Origin of the sequence: Rhizobium sp. F40D2 (assembly GCF_051810745.2) — a bacterium.
GTDB lineage: Bacteria > Pseudomonadota > Alphaproteobacteria > Rhizobiales > Rhizobiaceae > Rhizobium.
Map to the genome: position 1 here is coordinate 89,977 of NZ_JBPWQX020000004.1, position 15,344 is coordinate 105,320.

Consider the following 15,344-nt stretch of genomic DNA (forward strand, 5'->3'; position numbering starts at 1 on the left):
TCATGGGATCTATTCCTTCATGCCCCATTTCTGGATGGTGTGACGCTCGATCGCCTGGAAAACCAGGTTTTCGACGATCAGGCCGATGATGATGATGACGGTGAGCAGTCCGGCGAATACGGCTGGGATGTCGAGCAGGTTGCGGTTCTCGAAGATGAACCAGCCGAGACCGCCCTGTCCGGACGAGACGCCGAAGACAAGTTCGGCGGCGATCAGCGTGCGCCGGGCAAAGGCCCAGCCGATCTTGAGGCCGAAGGAGCGGCATCCTCCAGCTCTGGGCAAACGTTCGACGCCAGAGCGTTCACCTCGATCGATTGCGCCGCTTGAACCTCCCAATGCCTGGAAAGATGCAAATGGTGATCGCTGACCACGAGGCAATCGTCGAGGCTATAGCGTCCGGCAAGCCTGAGGTGGCGGCGGCAGCACTAAAGAAGCATTTGTCAGGTACCCTTTCCGTCATAGATGTTATCAGCGCAGAATTCCCTAACTATATTCGAGTTTGATTGCATGTCTGCACATCTTGATCACCGGCAAACCGACGCTTAACCGTCGCCGTCGCCAATATCGCTAATGAAGGGCACATAGGTTGTAGAGCCGAACATCTCCTGCCTGCTCACGACCGGTCGCGAGATAGATTACAGTATTCGTGATGCGGATTGTGGCGCGATTTAGTGGTTCCATAATTCAGCTTATGCGATTACTATTTGTAGCCGCAAAGTTAAAGTGTCCTGTTTCTGCAAAGTTGGAATGTCAAACTGCCCGCCCGCTTTTTCTCTTCTATGCGACAAAACCAATTTCAAGCTGTTTCGGGACCGAAATCCGATAAACCGAACATCGACATCTGCACGCCGTAGGGGAACAGGATACTGTTGAGAAGGCAGAGCGCATTCTCGCTTCGGTGACCGGCGAGCGAATAGTAGATCGTTTGGGCTTCGCGCCGCGCCTTGACGACCTGCTGGCGTTTGAGCACGTTTAGATGATGTGACAATGCCGACTGGCTAAGCACCACCCGTTCGGCTAGTTCCTTAGCCGGGATTTCACCCCGGGCAGCATGCGAAGCACCGACAAACGATTGGCGTTTGCCAGCGCGGAAAAATAATCCGCGAGTTCACCGTCGTTGGCGATCATCCGCACCTCCTCTGAACACGATGCATAATAGCGACGGATGGAACTTGCTCGTTGACCTAGCGCAAAATTGCCGTGCCGGTGGGGACATTCCTCCGACGCAAGCCTGGCGCTGTATGTTCGGCCTTCAAAATGCGCTGAACATCAGGACGGCGGAAAACGCGACTAAGGTTGCGGATCCGCATCGCCGTGCAAATAGGGGTATTTGTTTTTGCCTCCCAGCCCCATTCTGAGGCAAGTTTGACGCCTTGTGCGACAGAGGGTGGCTTGCAGAAAGGGAGTGGCCAGGCTGGAAACCGGAAGTACGACCACAAGATCAGCGAGCACGACCGTGGCAAGCAGCATCATTGCGCGTTGAGCGGTCACGCCCTGAGAAACCATTGGCAGCGTGGTATTGGTCGGCCCCGGCAGAATGAGAAACATGCAGACGCCGGCTGCGAAAGGCAGAAAGATTCACTGGTTAGAGCCTTCCTGTTCCTTCCTCCTTTGCATGACCGGTCTATCCCTTCGTCGACAAGGATCGTTTTACGTCAGGAACATTTTCGAGGCACGGTCGTTACTGTTCACCGCGTTTGAGGTGCTGTCATGCCTCGCCTGATAAGGTTCATGCTCACTCGATTGGCCACGGGTTTCGCGATTGGATGCGTCGTGGGGTTCCTGGTTTGGCCGAATGATGCTTTGACCTCCGGCGCCATGTCAGGGCGCGTTGAGAACTACATCGCTCAAGGGCTGTTCATTTACCTGTTCGCAAGCACGATAAGCATGGGTTATCTGGCGACGGCTCTCCTGCTGGAAGCAGAATGACTCGGTTTGATATCGTCGAAGATCCGTTATGCACGTGCTCTGCAATAGATGAAGCTTGCACGGACAGAGACTTGATCAATTCGCTGAACGGCAGCCGGTTCTTTTGCAAGGCCGGAATCGGCCCGCATCTCCAGGGCGCGACGTCCGGCCGCGTGGCCAGTCGCCGTGTCTCCTTGGTACTTGCTTCAGCCCCTTCTCGCCCGGGCGAGGATTCCGGTGTACTCAGGCGACCATTCGCGCCAGCGCGCAGCGCGACCAAAGCGAATGCAGCGCTTCGACCAGATGGGCGATGTCGGCATCGGAATGCAGCGGCGTCGGCGTGATGCGCAGGCGCTCGGTCTTCTTCGGCACGGTGGGATAGTTGATCGGCTGGACGTAGACGCCGCAATTGTCGAGCAGCAGGTCAGAGATCCACTTGCATTTGGCAGCATCGCCGACCAGCACCGGCACGATATGGCTCGGATTGGGCACATGCGGAATGCCGCTCTGGTCGAGCAGCATCCGGAGCTTGCGCACCCGGTCCTGATGGCGGGCGCGCTCGAACTGGCTGACCTTCAGGTGCTGGATCGAGGCGACGGCGCCGGCAGCAAGCGCCGGCGGCAGCGCCGTGGTGAAGATGAAGCCGGAGGCGAAGGAACGGATGAAATCGCAAAGCGCTGAAGACGCGGCGATATAACCGCCCATCACCCCGAAGGCCTTGCCGAGTGTGCCTTCGATGACGGTCAGCCGGTCCATCAGCCCCTCGCGCTCGGCAATGCCGCCGCCGCGCGGGCCATACATGCCGACCGCATGCACTTCGTCGAGATAGGTCATCGCGCCGTATTTGTCGGCGAGGTCGCAGATTTCCTTGATCGGGGCGATATCGCCGTCCATCGAATAGACGCTCTCGAAAGCGATCAGCTTCGGCGCCTTCGGATCGGCGGCCTTAAGCTTGGCTTCGAGATCGGCGACGTCATTGTGCTTCCAGATCACCTTGTCGCACTTGGCATGACGGATGCCCTCGATCATCGAGGCATGGTTCAGCGCGTCGGAGAAGATGACCAGGCCGGGGATCTTGGCGCCAAGCGTGCCGAGCGCTGCCCAGTTGGAGACATAGCCCGAGGTGAAGATCAGCGCTGCTTCCTTGGCGTGCAGATCGGCAAGCTCACGCTCGAGCATGACGTGATAGTGGTTGGTGCCAGAAATATTCCGGGTGCCTCCCGCACCCGCGCCACAGTGGTCGATGGCGTTTTTCATCGCCTCGATCACCTTCGGGTTCTGGCCCATGCCGAGATAGTCGTTGGAGCACCAGACCGTGACTTCCTTTTCGCCATCGGTCGTATGGCGCGTGGCGCGCGGAAAATTGCCGCGGTGACGCTCGAGATCGGCAAAAACGCGGTAACGGCCCTCGGCATGAAGCCCGTCCAACTCGTTTTTGAAAAACGCTTCGAAATCCATCATCTGCTCCTTTTGTGCACGCCAAGCGATACCCAAAGCGGCCTTTTGCGTATTTGATCTCTGTCAAGTTCACTACAGGTTTTGATCTTCGTCTTCGTTCTCGTTGACGAAGATCAATATGCGCGGGCTGGTTTGAAGCTAGATCGATCTCATGAACACCGTCCTCCAGCTCAGGAACGCGATCACCGGTTTGTCGCAACCAGCCAGATTCGCGTATTTCGCCGATCGCTCGATCCCCTACCTGATCGGTCTCACGGGCGTCGGCTTTGGTATCGGCTTCTATCTGAGTTTCGCTTCCGACGTGGATTATCAGCAGGGCGCGACCATCCGGATTATGTATGTCCACGTGCCGGCAGCTTGGCTCTCGCTGCTTTGCTACACGATCATGACGGTAAATGCGGTCGGTTCGCTGGTCTGGAGACATCCCCTAGCGGACGTGGCGGCGCGTGCGGCGGCTCCCCTTGGAGTAGCATTCACCTTCGTGGCCCTGGTGACCGGCGCCCTGTGGGGAAAACCGATGTGGGGCGCATGGTGGGTATGGGATGCAAGGCTCACCTCGATGTTCATCCTGCTAATCATGTATCTCGGCATCGTCGCAATCAATCGTGCGATCGACGAACCGACGCGCGCTGCGCGCGTCGTCGCGGTTCTGATCATCGTCGGTTTCGTCAACATTCCGATCATCAAGTTTTCGGTCGATTGGTGGAACACGCTTCATCAGCCAGCAAGCGTCCTGCGCATAGGCGGACCGGCGGTGGACATTGAGTTTCTCCGCCCCCTGCTGACGATGGCTACGGCGTTCACCGCCTTCTTTTTCACGCTCTACATCGGCGCGATCAGAAATGAGATCTGGCGCAGAAAGCTGGTCTCGCAGCAAAGATTGGCAGCACGGGCGGCTGCCCAAAGGGAGGCCTGAAATGAACCATCTGAACTACGTGATCGCGGCTTACGCCGTTGCCGTCGGCGTGCTGATCATAACCGCCTTCAAAATATGGCTGTCGGCGCAAACCTTGCGCCGGCAGATCAAGGTGCTCGCCGAGACCCGTCGCCTGCATGCCAGGAACGGGAGCTAGATGCGACGCTTCATCCTGGCTGGATCGCCTCTGGTCATATTCCTCGGTATCGCCTGGGCGGCCGCGGATGTCCTGTGTAGGGAATCCGGTCAAGGGTATTCGCCGGCAGTACTGCCGTTCGCACTTATCGGACAGGTGCATCCCGCACTGACGCTCCCGCCGGTCGGCGGCTTCCCGGTCCCGGCGCCGGCGGATGACGATCTACGTGGCCAGGTGGTCGTCGTCAATATTTTCGCCTCCTGATGCACCCCCTGTCGGCGGGAACACCCTGCTCCGATGGAGCTTGCGCGAAGATGGGCGCATCAAGCTGGTCGGCATAAATTACAAGGACAACCCGGAGAACGTGGGGCATTTCTCGATGCCGACGGCAATCCTTTTGCAGCGATCGGGGCCGACGCATCAGGAAGGGCTGCGATGGACTGGGCGTCTACGGAGTCCGGAGACGTTCGTCGTCGACCTCTCGGGGCGGATCGTCTTCAAGCATGTCGGGCCGGTCGACGAGAACAGCCTGAAAAACGAAGGTAGGGCTGTGAGTGGGGAATTTCCGTGTCAATCAGAGAAGTTGACAGATGGCTTGCTCAGCCTCCGTAAGGTCGGGCTAGCCTCCTCGCGCCGGATTCAGCGGTCGCTCGCGCGCAGGGAGGCGCGTTGCCGTCGAGATGGATTACCAATCCTGGCTGTGAACTGGAGCGACGAGCAGTTGGTCCTTATAGCCGGCAATCCCGCTCAGGCCTTCGACGAGGACCTTGACCGCCTTGCGCTTCAGCTCCGATTCCACCTGACCATCAACGGTCACCTGGCCGTTCGTGACGGACACCTGCACCCTTTGAGCGGTCAGTCCGAGGTCAGATCTCAGCCTGGTGCGCACTGCCAGCCTGATGGCCTCATCCCCTCTCGGCAATGCGGTGGTCGGCGCCTCGGCAATAAAGCGCAAGATGTCTCTTCGGCTCACGATCCCGACCAGGCTTTCATCCTCGACGATCGGCAGCCGTTTGATGCGATGCGCCTGCAGGCTTTCGGCAATATCGGACACTTCGCTGTCGGGCCGCGCCACGATGACATCCTTGGACATGACATCCGTGACGCACCAACCGTTGCTGCAGATGTACCGTTCCAGATCGATCTCTGAAATAAGCTCCGGCGCCCGTGCCGCACGAGACGTGAGCCGGACCTCCCGGCGCAGAAGCAGATCACCTTCGGTGATCATGCCGCAAACGCGGCCCTGATCGTCGACGACGGGAAGACCGCTGACGTGGTTCTGCAACATCATGGCAATCGCATGACGCACGCTGACCGCCGGGCCGATCGAAATCACCTTCGTGGTCATAATATCCCTTGCCTGCATGGTCGCTCCCTCGCTGGTCATTACTATCGTGAGGAATATGCTAGACGCCGATCGGCTGGACCGCGTTGATCTTCGTCAACTGCTGACCAGCCGACTTTACATTCGGTCCGATCGCAGGATGACCTCCAGCCTGGCGCGTTCCTCCTCGGTCAGGACCGCAGAGGTCCTCGTCGGCGATCGTCTCGCCATCGCGACCAGGCCTGCGCTTGCCGCACCCGCAAGCAACAGAGGCGTCATCCAGAGCAGGCCGGTCTTGATACTAAACCGCGGTTTCAGCAGCACGAATTCGCCGTAGCGCGAGACGATATAGTTCAGCACCGCCTCGTCGCTGTCGCCGTCGGTGATGCGCTCGCGCACCAGCAGGCGCAGATCCTTGGCGAGATCGGCATTGCTATCGTCGATCGACTGGTTCTGGCAGACCATGCAGCGCAGCTCCGCCGAAAGGGCGCGCGCCCGCGCTTCCAGTGCCGGGTCGGCGAGCACCTCGTCCGGGTTGACGGCGAAGGCGGGCGCGGCCAACAGCAGCAAGACGAAAGCCAGCAGGAGACGCGGCATCATTCCGCCGGCTCCATTGCAGGCTCTACAGGCTTTGCCGCCTTCGCCTTCCGGCGCGGAGCACCGACGCGCAGGCGCCGGTCGGACAGCGAGACGAGGCCGCCGGCAGCCATGATCAGAGCGCCGCCCCAGATGCAGAGGATGAACGGCTTCCACCAGATGCGCACGACAATGCCGCCATCCTTGGTGGCGTCGCCGAGCGAGACGTAGAGCTGGCTGAGGCCGAAGGTCAGGATGCCCGCTTCCGTCGTCGGCATCTGGCGGGCGGTGTAGAGGCGCTTGGCCGACCAGGTGTCGGCGACCGCGACGCCGGCGCGACGGATGGTGAAGTGGCCGCGCTCCTCGGTGTAGTTCGGCCCGGTCGCCGGCTGCATGCCGTCGAAATGCAGGCTGTAACCGCCGGCGTCCGTGGTCTCGCCGGGCTTCATCTCGATGACGTGCTCGGTCTGGAACGTCGTCACGGCAACGATGCCGAGCACGGTGACGCCGAGCCCGGCATGGGCAAAGGCGGTGCCGAAGGCCGAACGCGGCAGGCCGGTCAGGCGGCGCCAGGCGACACTGCCCGCAACCTTGCCGATGCCGGCGCGATACCAGAGATCGGCAACGGCGCCGAAGACCAGGAACAGCCCGGCGGCGAGGCCGAGCACCGAAAGCACCGGCCCGCCATGCTGCAGATAGAAGAAGATCACCGCGGCAGTGAAGGCGATGCCGGCGACGACATAGAGCCGCTGCAAAGCGCCGAGCAGATCGCCGCGCTTCCAGGCGAGCAGCGGCCCGAAGGGCACGATGACGATCAGCGGCGCCATCAGCAGACCGAAGGTCAGGTTGAAGAAGGGCGGCCCGACGGAAATCTTGTCGCCGGTCAGCGTCTCCAGCAGCAGCGGATAGAGCGTGCCGGTCAAGACCGTGCCGCAGGCGACCGTCAGGATCAGATTGTTGACGACCAGCGCGCCCTCGCGCGAAATCGGCGCAAACAGTCCGCCGGCCGAAAGCTTCGGCGCGCGGAAGGCAAACAGCGACAGCGCGCCGCCGATGAAGATCAGCAGGATGCAGAGAATGAAGACGCCGCGGGAGGGATCGCTGGCGAAAGCATGCACCGAGGTCAGCACGCCGGAGCGGACCAGGAAGGTGCCCATCAGCGACAGCGAGAAGGTTAGGATGGCCAGCAGCACCGTCCAGATCTTCAGCGCCTCGCGCTTTTCCATGACGAGGGCCGAATGCAACAGCGCGGTGCCGGCAAGCCAGGGCATGAAGGAGGCGTTTTCCACCGGATCCCAGAACCACCAGCCGCCCCAGCCGAGTTCGTAATAGGCCCAGTAGGAGCCCATGGCGATGCCTGATGTCAGAAAGGTCCAGGCGGCCAGCGTCCAGGGCCGCACCCAGCGGGCCCAGGCGGCGTCGATGCGGCCTTCGAGGAGCGCTGCGACGGCAAAGGAGAAGCAGACGGAAAAGCCGACATAACCGAGATAGAGCAGCGGCGGGTGGATCGCCAGACCGACATCCTGCAGGACGGGATTGAGATCGCGGCCCTCGGCCGGCGCCGGATCGAGCCGCAGGAAGGGATTGGAGGTCAACAGGATGAACAGCGTGAAGGCGACCGAAATCCAGGCCTGCACGGCAAGCACATTGGCCTTCAGCGTCTCCGGCAGATTGCGCCCGAAGACGGCGACCAGCGCACTGAACAGCGTCAGGATCAGCAGCCAGAGCATCATCGATCCCTCGTGATTGCCCCAGACGCCGGAATATTTATAGATCAGCGGCACCAGCGAATGCGAGTTCTCCCAGACGTTCTCGACCGAAAAGTCGGAGACGACATGGGCATAGGTGAGCACGCCGAAGGAGAAGGCGACAAGCGCAAACATCGCCAGCGAACCGATGGTTGCCACATCCATCATCGCCCGGTCGTGGCGGCGGGCGCCGATGACCGGCACGATCGAGAGGATGAGCGCCGTTGCCAGCGCCAGTACCAGCGCGTAATGGCCGATCTCGATGATCATTGCGTCGCTTTCGCCTCCTGGCCCTGATTCTCCTGGCCCCGGCTCTCCTGGCCTTGACCTTCTTTTCCTGGGCTCTCCTGGCCTTGACCTTCTTTCCACAGCCCCTGCTGCTTCAGCCTGTCGGCCACGTCCTTCGGCATATAGGTCTCGTCATGCTTGGCAAGCACGGTATCGGCGGTAAAGACGTTGGTCCCCGGCGCAAACATGCCTTCGGTGACCACCCCCTGCCCTTCGCGGAAAAGATCCGGCAGGATGCCGGTATATTTGACCTTCACGGCATTGGCGCTGCCGTCGGTGACGGAAAATTCCACTGTCGAGCCGGCGCCGCGCACGACGCTGCCCTCACCGACCAGGCCGCCGAGCCGGATGCGGGTTTCCGGCGCCACCGGGGTCTTTGCCAGATCGGCCGGCATGTAGAAATAGGCGACCGACTGGCTGAAGGCGAACATGACCAGCAGCACGGCGGCGGCAATGAAGCCCATGCCGCCTGCGATCACCGCCAGGCGCTTCTGCTTGCGGGTCATTGCGTCGCTCCCTCCGTGGCTATGCCGAGTTCCTTGGCCAGCGCCAGCAATTGGCTGCCCTGTTCGCCGGGCGGCGGAAAGGCGGCAAGCCCGCGCTTCAGCGCAGCGGCGGCACGATCCTTGTCGTTCAACACGGCATAGGAACGGACGAGCCGCACCCATCCCTCGAAATTGTTCGGATCGGCGCTCAGCTTGGCATCGAGGCTCTCGACCATGCCGCGGATCATCTGCTGCCGGTCGCCGGCATTCATGCTCTGCGCGGCTGCGACATCTTCCTGCGTGGGATTGCCCGGGGCAGCCTGATCGACGCCCGGGGCAGCTGCCTGGCCGGCGCCTGCCGGCGCGCCGCCATTCATGGCGATATGCTCGTTGACCAGCGGCAGCCAGGGCGCATCGGCCGGCGATTGTTTCGCCAGCGCCTCGAAGGCCTGGCGCGCCTCGTCGCGTCGTCCTGCCTGCTCCATGCTGAGGGCGACGTAGAAGCGCGCGCGGGGGTTTTTTGGTTCGAGTTGTAGGATCTGCCGCAGAATGTTTACGGTTTCCGCGGTCACGGAGCCATCCGCCTTGGCCATCAAGGCCTCTGCAAGACCACCCAGACGCCGCATATCCGGACCCGAGAGCCGTAGGGCATTGCGGTAGGCCGCCTCTGCCTCGGAGGCACGGCCTGTCCTGAGATAGACTGGAGCGATCACATCCCATCCGCGACCGTCACCGGGCCGGCTCGCGAGATGTCGTTCCGTCTTCGCGACAAGGATCGCGATGTCCTGACCTGGATCTTCCAACCGTGCCTGCAGCGGCTGCGATGGCAAATCCGGCGACCCCAGGACGACATAGAGACCGATACCTGCCAGAGGAAGAAATGCGACGATGCCCGGCCTTAGCCATCGATAGGCATGTGGAAACTTCCGGCATTCTTCACGCTCCTGCCACTGTTCGCTCACCTTGAAAAGCCGCCGTGCAATCTCTGCCCGAGCATATTCATACTCATTGCGCCGGATATCATTCGCTCTCAGTTCCCGGTCGAGCTCTGCAAGCTGATCGCGATAGACCGGGGATCCGTCAGCCGCGCCGACGTCGACCCGGGCACGGGGCGACGCAAGCGGGTGGAGCAGAGAGGCGATGACGGCAGTCGTTATCACCGCGAAAACAATCCAGATAAACATATCGTCCAAGTGCCTTTTGCGCCTGAACCTATCGGGCCGGAAAATTGGCACATTGATGCCGACCAAATAGAGCAGTCCCGCAATCGATGGAAAAATTCAGCACGCCTTCCGAAGCAGATCGACGTTGTCGACCAGAATGGTCTTGCCTCTGACTTCGACTCCCGAAGGGACAAGTGCAGCAAACGCCCGGGAAAGAGCCTCGGGTGCAAGACCCAGCTTGCCGGCCAGAATTCTCTTCCGGTAGGGAAGGCGGAAGGTGACCGGCGAGGCGGATGCCGGGCATCGGCTCATCAGGTAATTTGCGACGCGTTGGGCGGCCGTGTGCAGGCGGTCTCCGGCGATACAATCCATCGCGCCGAGCAGATGACGGACCATGATGCGCATGACGTTTCGGTGCATGACCGGATGTTGTTCAGCCAGCGCCCGTAAGTCCGAGAGCTCGAACAACGCGACCTCGGCCCCGTCGGCAGACCACGCGCTGTAAGCGTAGGAGCCACCCCCGGAGAGAAGATATTCACCGAAGGTATCGCCTGGCTCGCATATTGAGATATCCGCTTCGCGCCCCGTCGTTTCCGCTTTCGAAAGCCGCACGAACCCGCTCGTGACGCAATAGACGAATGACGCTCGCTGGCCCTCGGCGATGATCTGCTCGTCGGCGGTGAAGGTTCGCATCCGGGCGGTTGCGGCCAGTTGCTCCGCGGTCGCGGGATCCAGCCCTGTGAACAGGTCAGACTGTAAAAGTACAGGATTTTTCGCAAGCATGGGTCTTCCTTTCCTGTTGGGCTCGAATGCGCTCAGGGGTTTTTTCGATCGGTTTCGTCGTCGGTGAGAATTCGCCAGGCGGCTCCTTGAAGGTCTTCGTACTGGCCGCTCTTCAGCGACCAGAGGAATGCCAGAAGCCCCATGCCGCCCATGAGGAGCGCGATCGGTATGAGATAGATCAGCATGTTCATGCGGTTTTCGCCTCCCTGCTGCCGCCGACCCGCCCGTGAATCTGCACAGCGGGTCGCTTGCCGAATGCATTCAGGCGCAGCGCGTTCGTTACGACGATGATCGACGACGTCGACATCGCCAACGCCGCCATCAGCGGTGTCGCCAGCCCAGCGATGGCGATCGGCACCGCCAGCAAATTGTATCCGATGGCCAGTGCAAAGTTCTGCCGGATGAGGCTGGCGGATCGTCGTGCTACGGAGATCGCAATCGGAACGGCGTCAAGTCGATCGTTGAAGAAGACGAGGTCGGCGGCTTGACGGCCGATGTCGGACGCCGTGGCCGGCGCCATCGAGACATGCGCTGCGGCAAGCGACGGAGCATCGTTGATCCCGTCGCCGACCATGAGCACGTGATGACCTTCTTCGCTTAGTCTCCGGCATTCGTCGACCTTCTGTTTCGGGGTCAGGGCGCCCATAGCCGTCTTGATACCGAGGACCTGCGCCGTATTGTCGACGACGCTGTGCCTGTCGCCGGACACCATCAGGGTTTCAAGTCCGGCTGCAGCAAGTTCATCAATCGTCTCGAAAGCACCGGGGCGAAGCGTGTCGTCGAAGGAGAACCGGGCGAGCGCGGCGCCGTTCCGCGACAGCACCACTTCCGAGAATGGACTATCGGCGGCGCCGAGAAGGAAATCGGCTCCGCAGGCGAATGTCGCGTTGCCCAGACGATAGACATCCGTGCCGTGTCTACCTTCCAGCCCCCCGCCGGGAATTTCCGCAACGCTATCGAAATTCGGCGCATGAACAAGTTCCGCGTCCCGCACCAGGGCTTGTGAGAGAGGATGGCGCGAATGCGCGGCCAATCCGCGGGCGATCGCGGCCGCGCCGTCTTCCATCGCCTCGACTCTGACGAGGCACGGCCTGCCCATCGTCAGCGTGCCGGTCTTGTCAAAGGCCACGGTATCCGCCTCCGCCAGTCTTTCGAGGGCCGAACCGTCCTTCACCATGATGCCCCTGCGGAAAAGCTCGCCTGCGGCGACGACCTGGACCACGGGAACAGCAAGGCCCAATGCGCAAGGGCACGTGATGATCAGGACCGCGACCGCGACCAGCATGGCATGTTTCCAGTCGCCGCCCAGGAAGCCCCAGGCGAGAAAAGAGACTAGCGCCAACAGATGTACGACCGGAGAATAAAGTGCTGCGGCGCGGTCGGCGATCCGTCGATAGCGCGCCCTGCCGCCCTCGGCGGCTTCCATGAGGCCGATGATTTCCGCGAGAAGCGAGTTCCTGGCAACTTTCGTCGCTCGCAAGGCGAGCGCGCCCGTCAGGTTCATCGCCCCCGAATTCACCTCGCTGTCGGGCGCGACGGCGACCGGACTGCTTTCGCCGGTAACAATGGAAAGATCGAGGTCGCTTTCCCCGCTGACGACGATGCCGTCGACGGGGACACGTTCGCCCGCCGCAATCAAGATTTTATCTCCCACCGCGATCTCTTCCACCGCGATATAGCGCCGCGACTCGTCGGGCATCATCAGCAGAGCTCCACGCGGAGCGAGCCGCGCAAGGCCATTGATGGCCGCGCGCGCCTTTTCGCGCATGATATGATCGAGGGTCCTCCCGATCAGCAGGAAGAACAGCAGGGAAACCGAAGCGTCGAACCACGCGTGCTCGCCATGGTGAACGGTCTCCCATAATGAAACGGCATAGGAGAGGGTCACGGCGAGCGAGATCGGAACGTCCATATTGGTACGTCCGCGCTTCAGCGCATTCCAGGCCGATTTGAAGAAGAAGCGGCCGGCATAAACCAACGCAGGCGCCGCGATCATCGCCGAGATCCAATGAAACATGTCGCGCGTCGCGGCATCCGCGCCGGACCAAACCGACACAGAGAGCAACATGATGTTGGCGGCCGCGAAACCGGAGACGCCGATCGCCAGCAGGAGCTGGTTGCTGATCCTGTCATTTTCGGGGGCTGCCGGCGTAAAGAGATGTGCGCGGTATCCGGCCGAGTTGATCGCTGTGAGGATCTCGGACGGATCGGTTGTGCGCTTGTCGATCTCCTCTTCGTAAACGCAGCTCACCCTGCGCGCGGTGAGATTGACTCGGGCTTTCCTGACGTAGGGAAGCGCCAAAAGCGCCCTTTCGATCGTCGAGATACAGCCGCCGCAATGGACATCGGGAACGCTGAGGTCGAGCTGGCGCAATCCTGCGCCGAGCGGATGGCTTGCAAGACGGGCTTCTTCGGCGCTGGAAGATGTGGCGCTGAGGGCAAGCACACTTTCCGTATCCATAGAGCAGCAGGTCACCGGCTCAACTCCGCGGTATCGATGCGTTTGGCTTCATGCATGACGACCACGCCGTTCCTTCGCGATATGATCTCGACGATCCAGTCGCCTCGGGCGACCGCATGATCCGCTTCGAACCGCCCTTCGCTGATTTCCCTGAGCGTCAAACGGAAATCCTCGTGGTCTCCGACAGGCCTTTTGAAATTCGCCACGACGTCGTCGACGATCGCGGGTGATCCGCCTTTGTCGTGGATGTCGTAGCGGATCTCCCGCCCCTTGATGGAGAGATCGCCGCTGATGCCGGAAGCGGCCATCGCTTTCATCGCCGCCGCTTTGTCGTTGAACTCCTGGCTGGCGACGTAGGTGTTTTCCACAACGAGGCCGCTCCAGCTGGAGGAGGCGTAGACAGCCATGGTGACGTTGACGGCAATCACCACGGCGAAGAATGCCGAGGTGGCAAGCAGCATGTGCAAACCGGTAAAACCTTGAGCCGAAACCTTCATTTCATGTCTCCCGGCGTATTGAACGCCGCGCGATATGTTGCCCGATCGGAACGATCCGTATCTTCGACGACGAAAAGGAATTCATTGACTGCGGCTCCATCGGGCTTGCGGGTGATGAAGACCTTGAGCGTCGTGGCCTGGTCGGGTTCGGCATGGACCGTAAAACTGCGGTCGTCCTGCTTCCCGAATTCGGGAATGCGAATGGTCGCCCCCTCCAGTCCGACGAGTGTAATGGTCACATCCCTTGGCGTTGGCACCATGTTCAGGACGCGAAGCGTGTAGCCGTTGCGGATCGAACCGTTGCTTTCAAGAACATATTGCGGGTTCCGGTCGTGGACGACGTTGAGCTCCAAGCGTTCGCGGAAGGCGAGATGGACGATCATGGCGACGCCGATCGACGCCCAGACGGCGGCGTAAAAGACGATTCTGGGACGAAAGATGATGCGCCAGTCGAAGTGCCTGACCGTGGAGACAAAGCTTCCATCTTCGTTTCGGACCCTGGACGGCTGGATGGCCGTTCTTCCCTCATCGGTCGCAAGCGCCATATTGGCCGAATACTCGCTGAGGGTCGCATAAGCGATCAGGCCACGGGGCTTTCCGAGCTTGTCCATGACGCCGTCGCAGGCATCGATGCAGAGAGCGCATGTGATGCATTCCATCTGCTGGCCGTCACGAATGTCGATCCCCATCGGGCATACTGCCACGCAGGCATTGCAATCCACGCAATCCCCGACGGGCAGGCCCGTCGCCTGGGCTTTCTTCGCATGGCGCGACCGTTGCTCGCCCCGCCAGTCGTTATAGGTGACGACAAGCGAATTTTCGTCGAGCATCGCACCCTGAATGCGCGGCCACGGACACATGTAGGTGCAGACCTGCTCGCGCATCAGGCCGCCGAGCACATAGGTCGTCGCCGTCAGAATGGCGACCGTGGCGTAGGCGGCTGCAGGAGCGCGGCCGGTGACCAGCGAGACCGCCAGGCTCGGTGCGTCGGCAAAATAGAAAATCCACGCTCCGCCCGTCGCGATGCCGATCAGGAGCCAGATCGAATGCTTGATCACTCTCTTCCTCAACTTGTCGAAGCTGAAGGGGCTGGCGTCGAGCTTCATGCGCGCGTTGCGGTCGCCTTCGATCGCACGCTCGACGACGAGGAAAAGATCAACCCAGACGGTCTGCGGACAGGCGTAGCCGCACCATGCGCGGCCGACCGCGGAAGTCACGAGAAACAGGCCAAAGCCGGCCATGACGAGGAGGCCAGCGACATAGTAGAATTCCTGCGGCCAGATTTCGATGAAGAAAAAGAAGAAACGCCGCGAAGACAGATCGATGAGGATCGCCTGGTCGGGTGCATAGGGGCCGCGATCCCAGCGGATCCACGGCGCGAGATAGTAAATGCCGAGCGTGATCAGCATCACGATCCACTTGAACCGGCGGAATCGTCCCTCGGCCCGCTTGGGGAAAATCTTATTCCGGGGCGCGTAGAGGGGCTGTCGGTAGCGACGGGCGTTGACCGGCTCGACGCTGACCCGCTCGATGTCGTTGGGATCTGGTGCAGTGTAGAGATTCATGGGACCTATCCGGTTTTCACCTGCTCTTCTCCCACC

At 61.1% G+C, this 15,344-nt stretch carries 17 protein-coding genes and 2 pseudogenes; 5 read left to right on the top strand and 14 right to left on the bottom strand.

Annotated features, from left to right (window positions below; all coding sequences use genetic code 11):
- Positions 1-9: 9 nt before the first annotated feature.
- Positions 10-258 (bottom strand): annotated as a pseudogene (locus tag ACS4RS_RS28970) (ABC transporter permease); the annotation flags it as partial.
- Between ACS4RS_RS28970 and ACS4RS_RS28975 the strand changes: the two are divergent.
- A pseudogene (locus ACS4RS_RS28975) lies at positions 255-503 on the top strand (FCD domain-containing protein); the annotation flags it as partial. The pseudogenes ACS4RS_RS28970 and ACS4RS_RS28975 sit on opposite strands and share 4 nt — an antisense overlap.
- Before the next feature lie 293 nt (positions 504-796).
- Here ACS4RS_RS28975 and ACS4RS_RS28980 read toward each other — a convergent pair.
- Complete coding sequence (locus tag ACS4RS_RS28980) at positions 797-1,009, bottom strand: hypothetical protein (RefSeq protein ID WP_439012427.1); 213 nt, start codon at positions 1,007-1,009, stop codon at positions 797-799.
- A 281-nt stretch (positions 1,010-1,290) separates the two neighbouring features.
- Positions 1,291-1,548: a hypothetical protein gene (locus ACS4RS_RS28985; protein ID WP_439012428.1), complete on the bottom strand. Its 258-nt coding sequence runs from the start codon at positions 1,546-1,548 to the stop codon at positions 1,291-1,293.
- 162 nt (positions 1,549-1,710) lie between these two features.
- Here ACS4RS_RS28985 and ACS4RS_RS28990 point away from each other — a divergent pair, with 162 nt between their 5' ends.
- Entirely contained in the window at positions 1,711-1,929 is a 219-nt protein-coding gene (locus ACS4RS_RS28990; RefSeq protein ID WP_439012429.1) for a hypothetical protein, read from the top strand.
- A gap of 222 nt (positions 1,930-2,151) precedes the next feature.
- Here ACS4RS_RS28990 and hemA read toward each other — a convergent pair whose 3' ends face one another.
- Complete coding sequence (gene hemA, locus ACS4RS_RS28995) at positions 2,152-3,366, bottom strand: 5-aminolevulinate synthase (RefSeq protein ID WP_439012430.1); 1,215 nt, start codon at positions 3,364-3,366, stop codon at positions 2,152-2,154.
- Positions 3,367-3,517: 151 nt separating this feature from the next.
- On the opposite strand from hemA, the gene ACS4RS_RS29000 reads away from it, so the two are divergent.
- The 3 genes from ACS4RS_RS29000 to ACS4RS_RS29010 are packed head-to-tail and all read left to right on the top strand — an operon-like array spanning position 3,518 to position 4,682.
- On the top strand, positions 3,518-4,282 hold the full coding sequence (locus ACS4RS_RS29000; protein WP_439012431.1) for a heme ABC transporter permease CcmC: 765 nt from the start codon (positions 3,518-3,520) through the stop codon (positions 4,280-4,282).
- A 1-nt stretch (position 4,283) separates the two neighbouring features.
- Positions 4,284-4,439: a heme exporter protein CcmD gene (locus ACS4RS_RS29005; RefSeq protein WP_439012432.1), complete on the top strand. Its 156-nt coding sequence runs from the start codon at positions 4,284-4,286 to the stop codon at positions 4,437-4,439.
- Positions 4,440-4,682 (top strand): hypothetical protein, encoded by a 243-nt coding sequence (locus ACS4RS_RS29010; protein WP_439012433.1) that lies wholly within the window; start codon positions 4,440-4,442, stop codon positions 4,680-4,682. It abuts the gene before it with no gap.
- Positions 4,683-5,103: 421 nt separating this feature from the next.
- Here the strand turns inward: ACS4RS_RS29010 and ACS4RS_RS29015 are convergent, their stop codons facing one another.
- The 10 genes from ACS4RS_RS29015 to ccoG all read right to left on the bottom strand — a co-directional run bounded on the left by ACS4RS_RS29015 (position 5,104) and on the right by ccoG (position 15,308).
- Positions 5,104-5,784 (bottom strand): CBS domain-containing protein, encoded by a 681-nt coding sequence (locus ACS4RS_RS29015; protein ID WP_439012434.1) that lies wholly within the window; start codon positions 5,782-5,784, stop codon positions 5,104-5,106.
- Between the two features lie 96 nt (positions 5,785-5,880).
- Positions 5,881-6,342: a cytochrome c-type biogenesis protein CcmH gene (locus tag ACS4RS_RS29020; protein WP_439012435.1), complete on the bottom strand. Its 462-nt coding sequence runs from the start codon at positions 6,340-6,342 to the stop codon at positions 5,881-5,883.
- Entirely contained in the window at positions 6,339-8,336 is a 1,998-nt protein-coding gene (locus ACS4RS_RS29025) for a heme lyase CcmF/NrfE family subunit (protein WP_439009079.1), read from the bottom strand. Before ACS4RS_RS29025 ends, ACS4RS_RS29020 begins: the two co-directional genes overlap by 4 nt.
- Positions 8,333-8,860, bottom strand: coding sequence for a cytochrome c maturation protein CcmE (ccmE, locus tag ACS4RS_RS29030; protein WP_439009078.1), 528 nt, complete (start codon positions 8,858-8,860; stop codon positions 8,333-8,335). Before ccmE ends, ACS4RS_RS29025 begins: the two co-directional genes overlap by 4 nt.
- A complete protein-coding gene (ccmI, locus tag ACS4RS_RS29035; protein WP_449314125.1) occupies positions 8,857-10,023 on the bottom strand; it encodes a c-type cytochrome biogenesis protein CcmI in 1,167 nt (388 codons plus the stop codon). The genes ccmE and ccmI overlap by 4 nt, the downstream gene beginning before the upstream one ends.
- Before the next feature lie 96 nt (positions 10,024-10,119).
- Complete coding sequence (locus ACS4RS_RS29040; protein WP_439012437.1) at positions 10,120-10,785, bottom strand: cyclic nucleotide-binding domain-containing protein; 666 nt, start codon at positions 10,783-10,785, stop codon at positions 10,120-10,122.
- A gap of 32 nt (positions 10,786-10,817) precedes the next feature.
- Positions 10,818-10,976, bottom strand: a complete 159-nt coding sequence (gene ccoS / locus ACS4RS_RS29045; RefSeq protein WP_439012438.1) for a cbb3-type cytochrome oxidase assembly protein CcoS — start codon at positions 10,974-10,976, stop codon at positions 10,818-10,820.
- Positions 10,973-13,261: a cation-translocating P-type ATPase gene (locus ACS4RS_RS29050; protein WP_439012439.1), complete on the bottom strand. Its 2,289-nt coding sequence runs from the start codon at positions 13,259-13,261 to the stop codon at positions 10,973-10,975. The genes ccoS and ACS4RS_RS29050 overlap by 4 nt, the downstream gene beginning before the upstream one ends.
- Positions 13,258-13,743 carry a FixH family protein gene (locus ACS4RS_RS29055; RefSeq protein ID WP_439012440.1) on the bottom strand — a complete coding sequence of 162 codons (486 nt, stop codon included), beginning with the start codon at positions 13,741-13,743 and terminating at the stop codon, positions 13,258-13,260. Before ACS4RS_RS29055 ends, ACS4RS_RS29050 begins: the two co-directional genes overlap by 4 nt.
- A complete protein-coding gene (gene ccoG / locus ACS4RS_RS29060; RefSeq protein WP_439012441.1) occupies positions 13,740-15,308 on the bottom strand; it encodes a cytochrome c oxidase accessory protein CcoG in 1,569 nt (522 codons plus the stop codon). Before ccoG ends, ACS4RS_RS29055 begins: the two co-directional genes overlap by 4 nt.
- Positions 15,309-15,344: the final 36 nt, after the last annotated feature.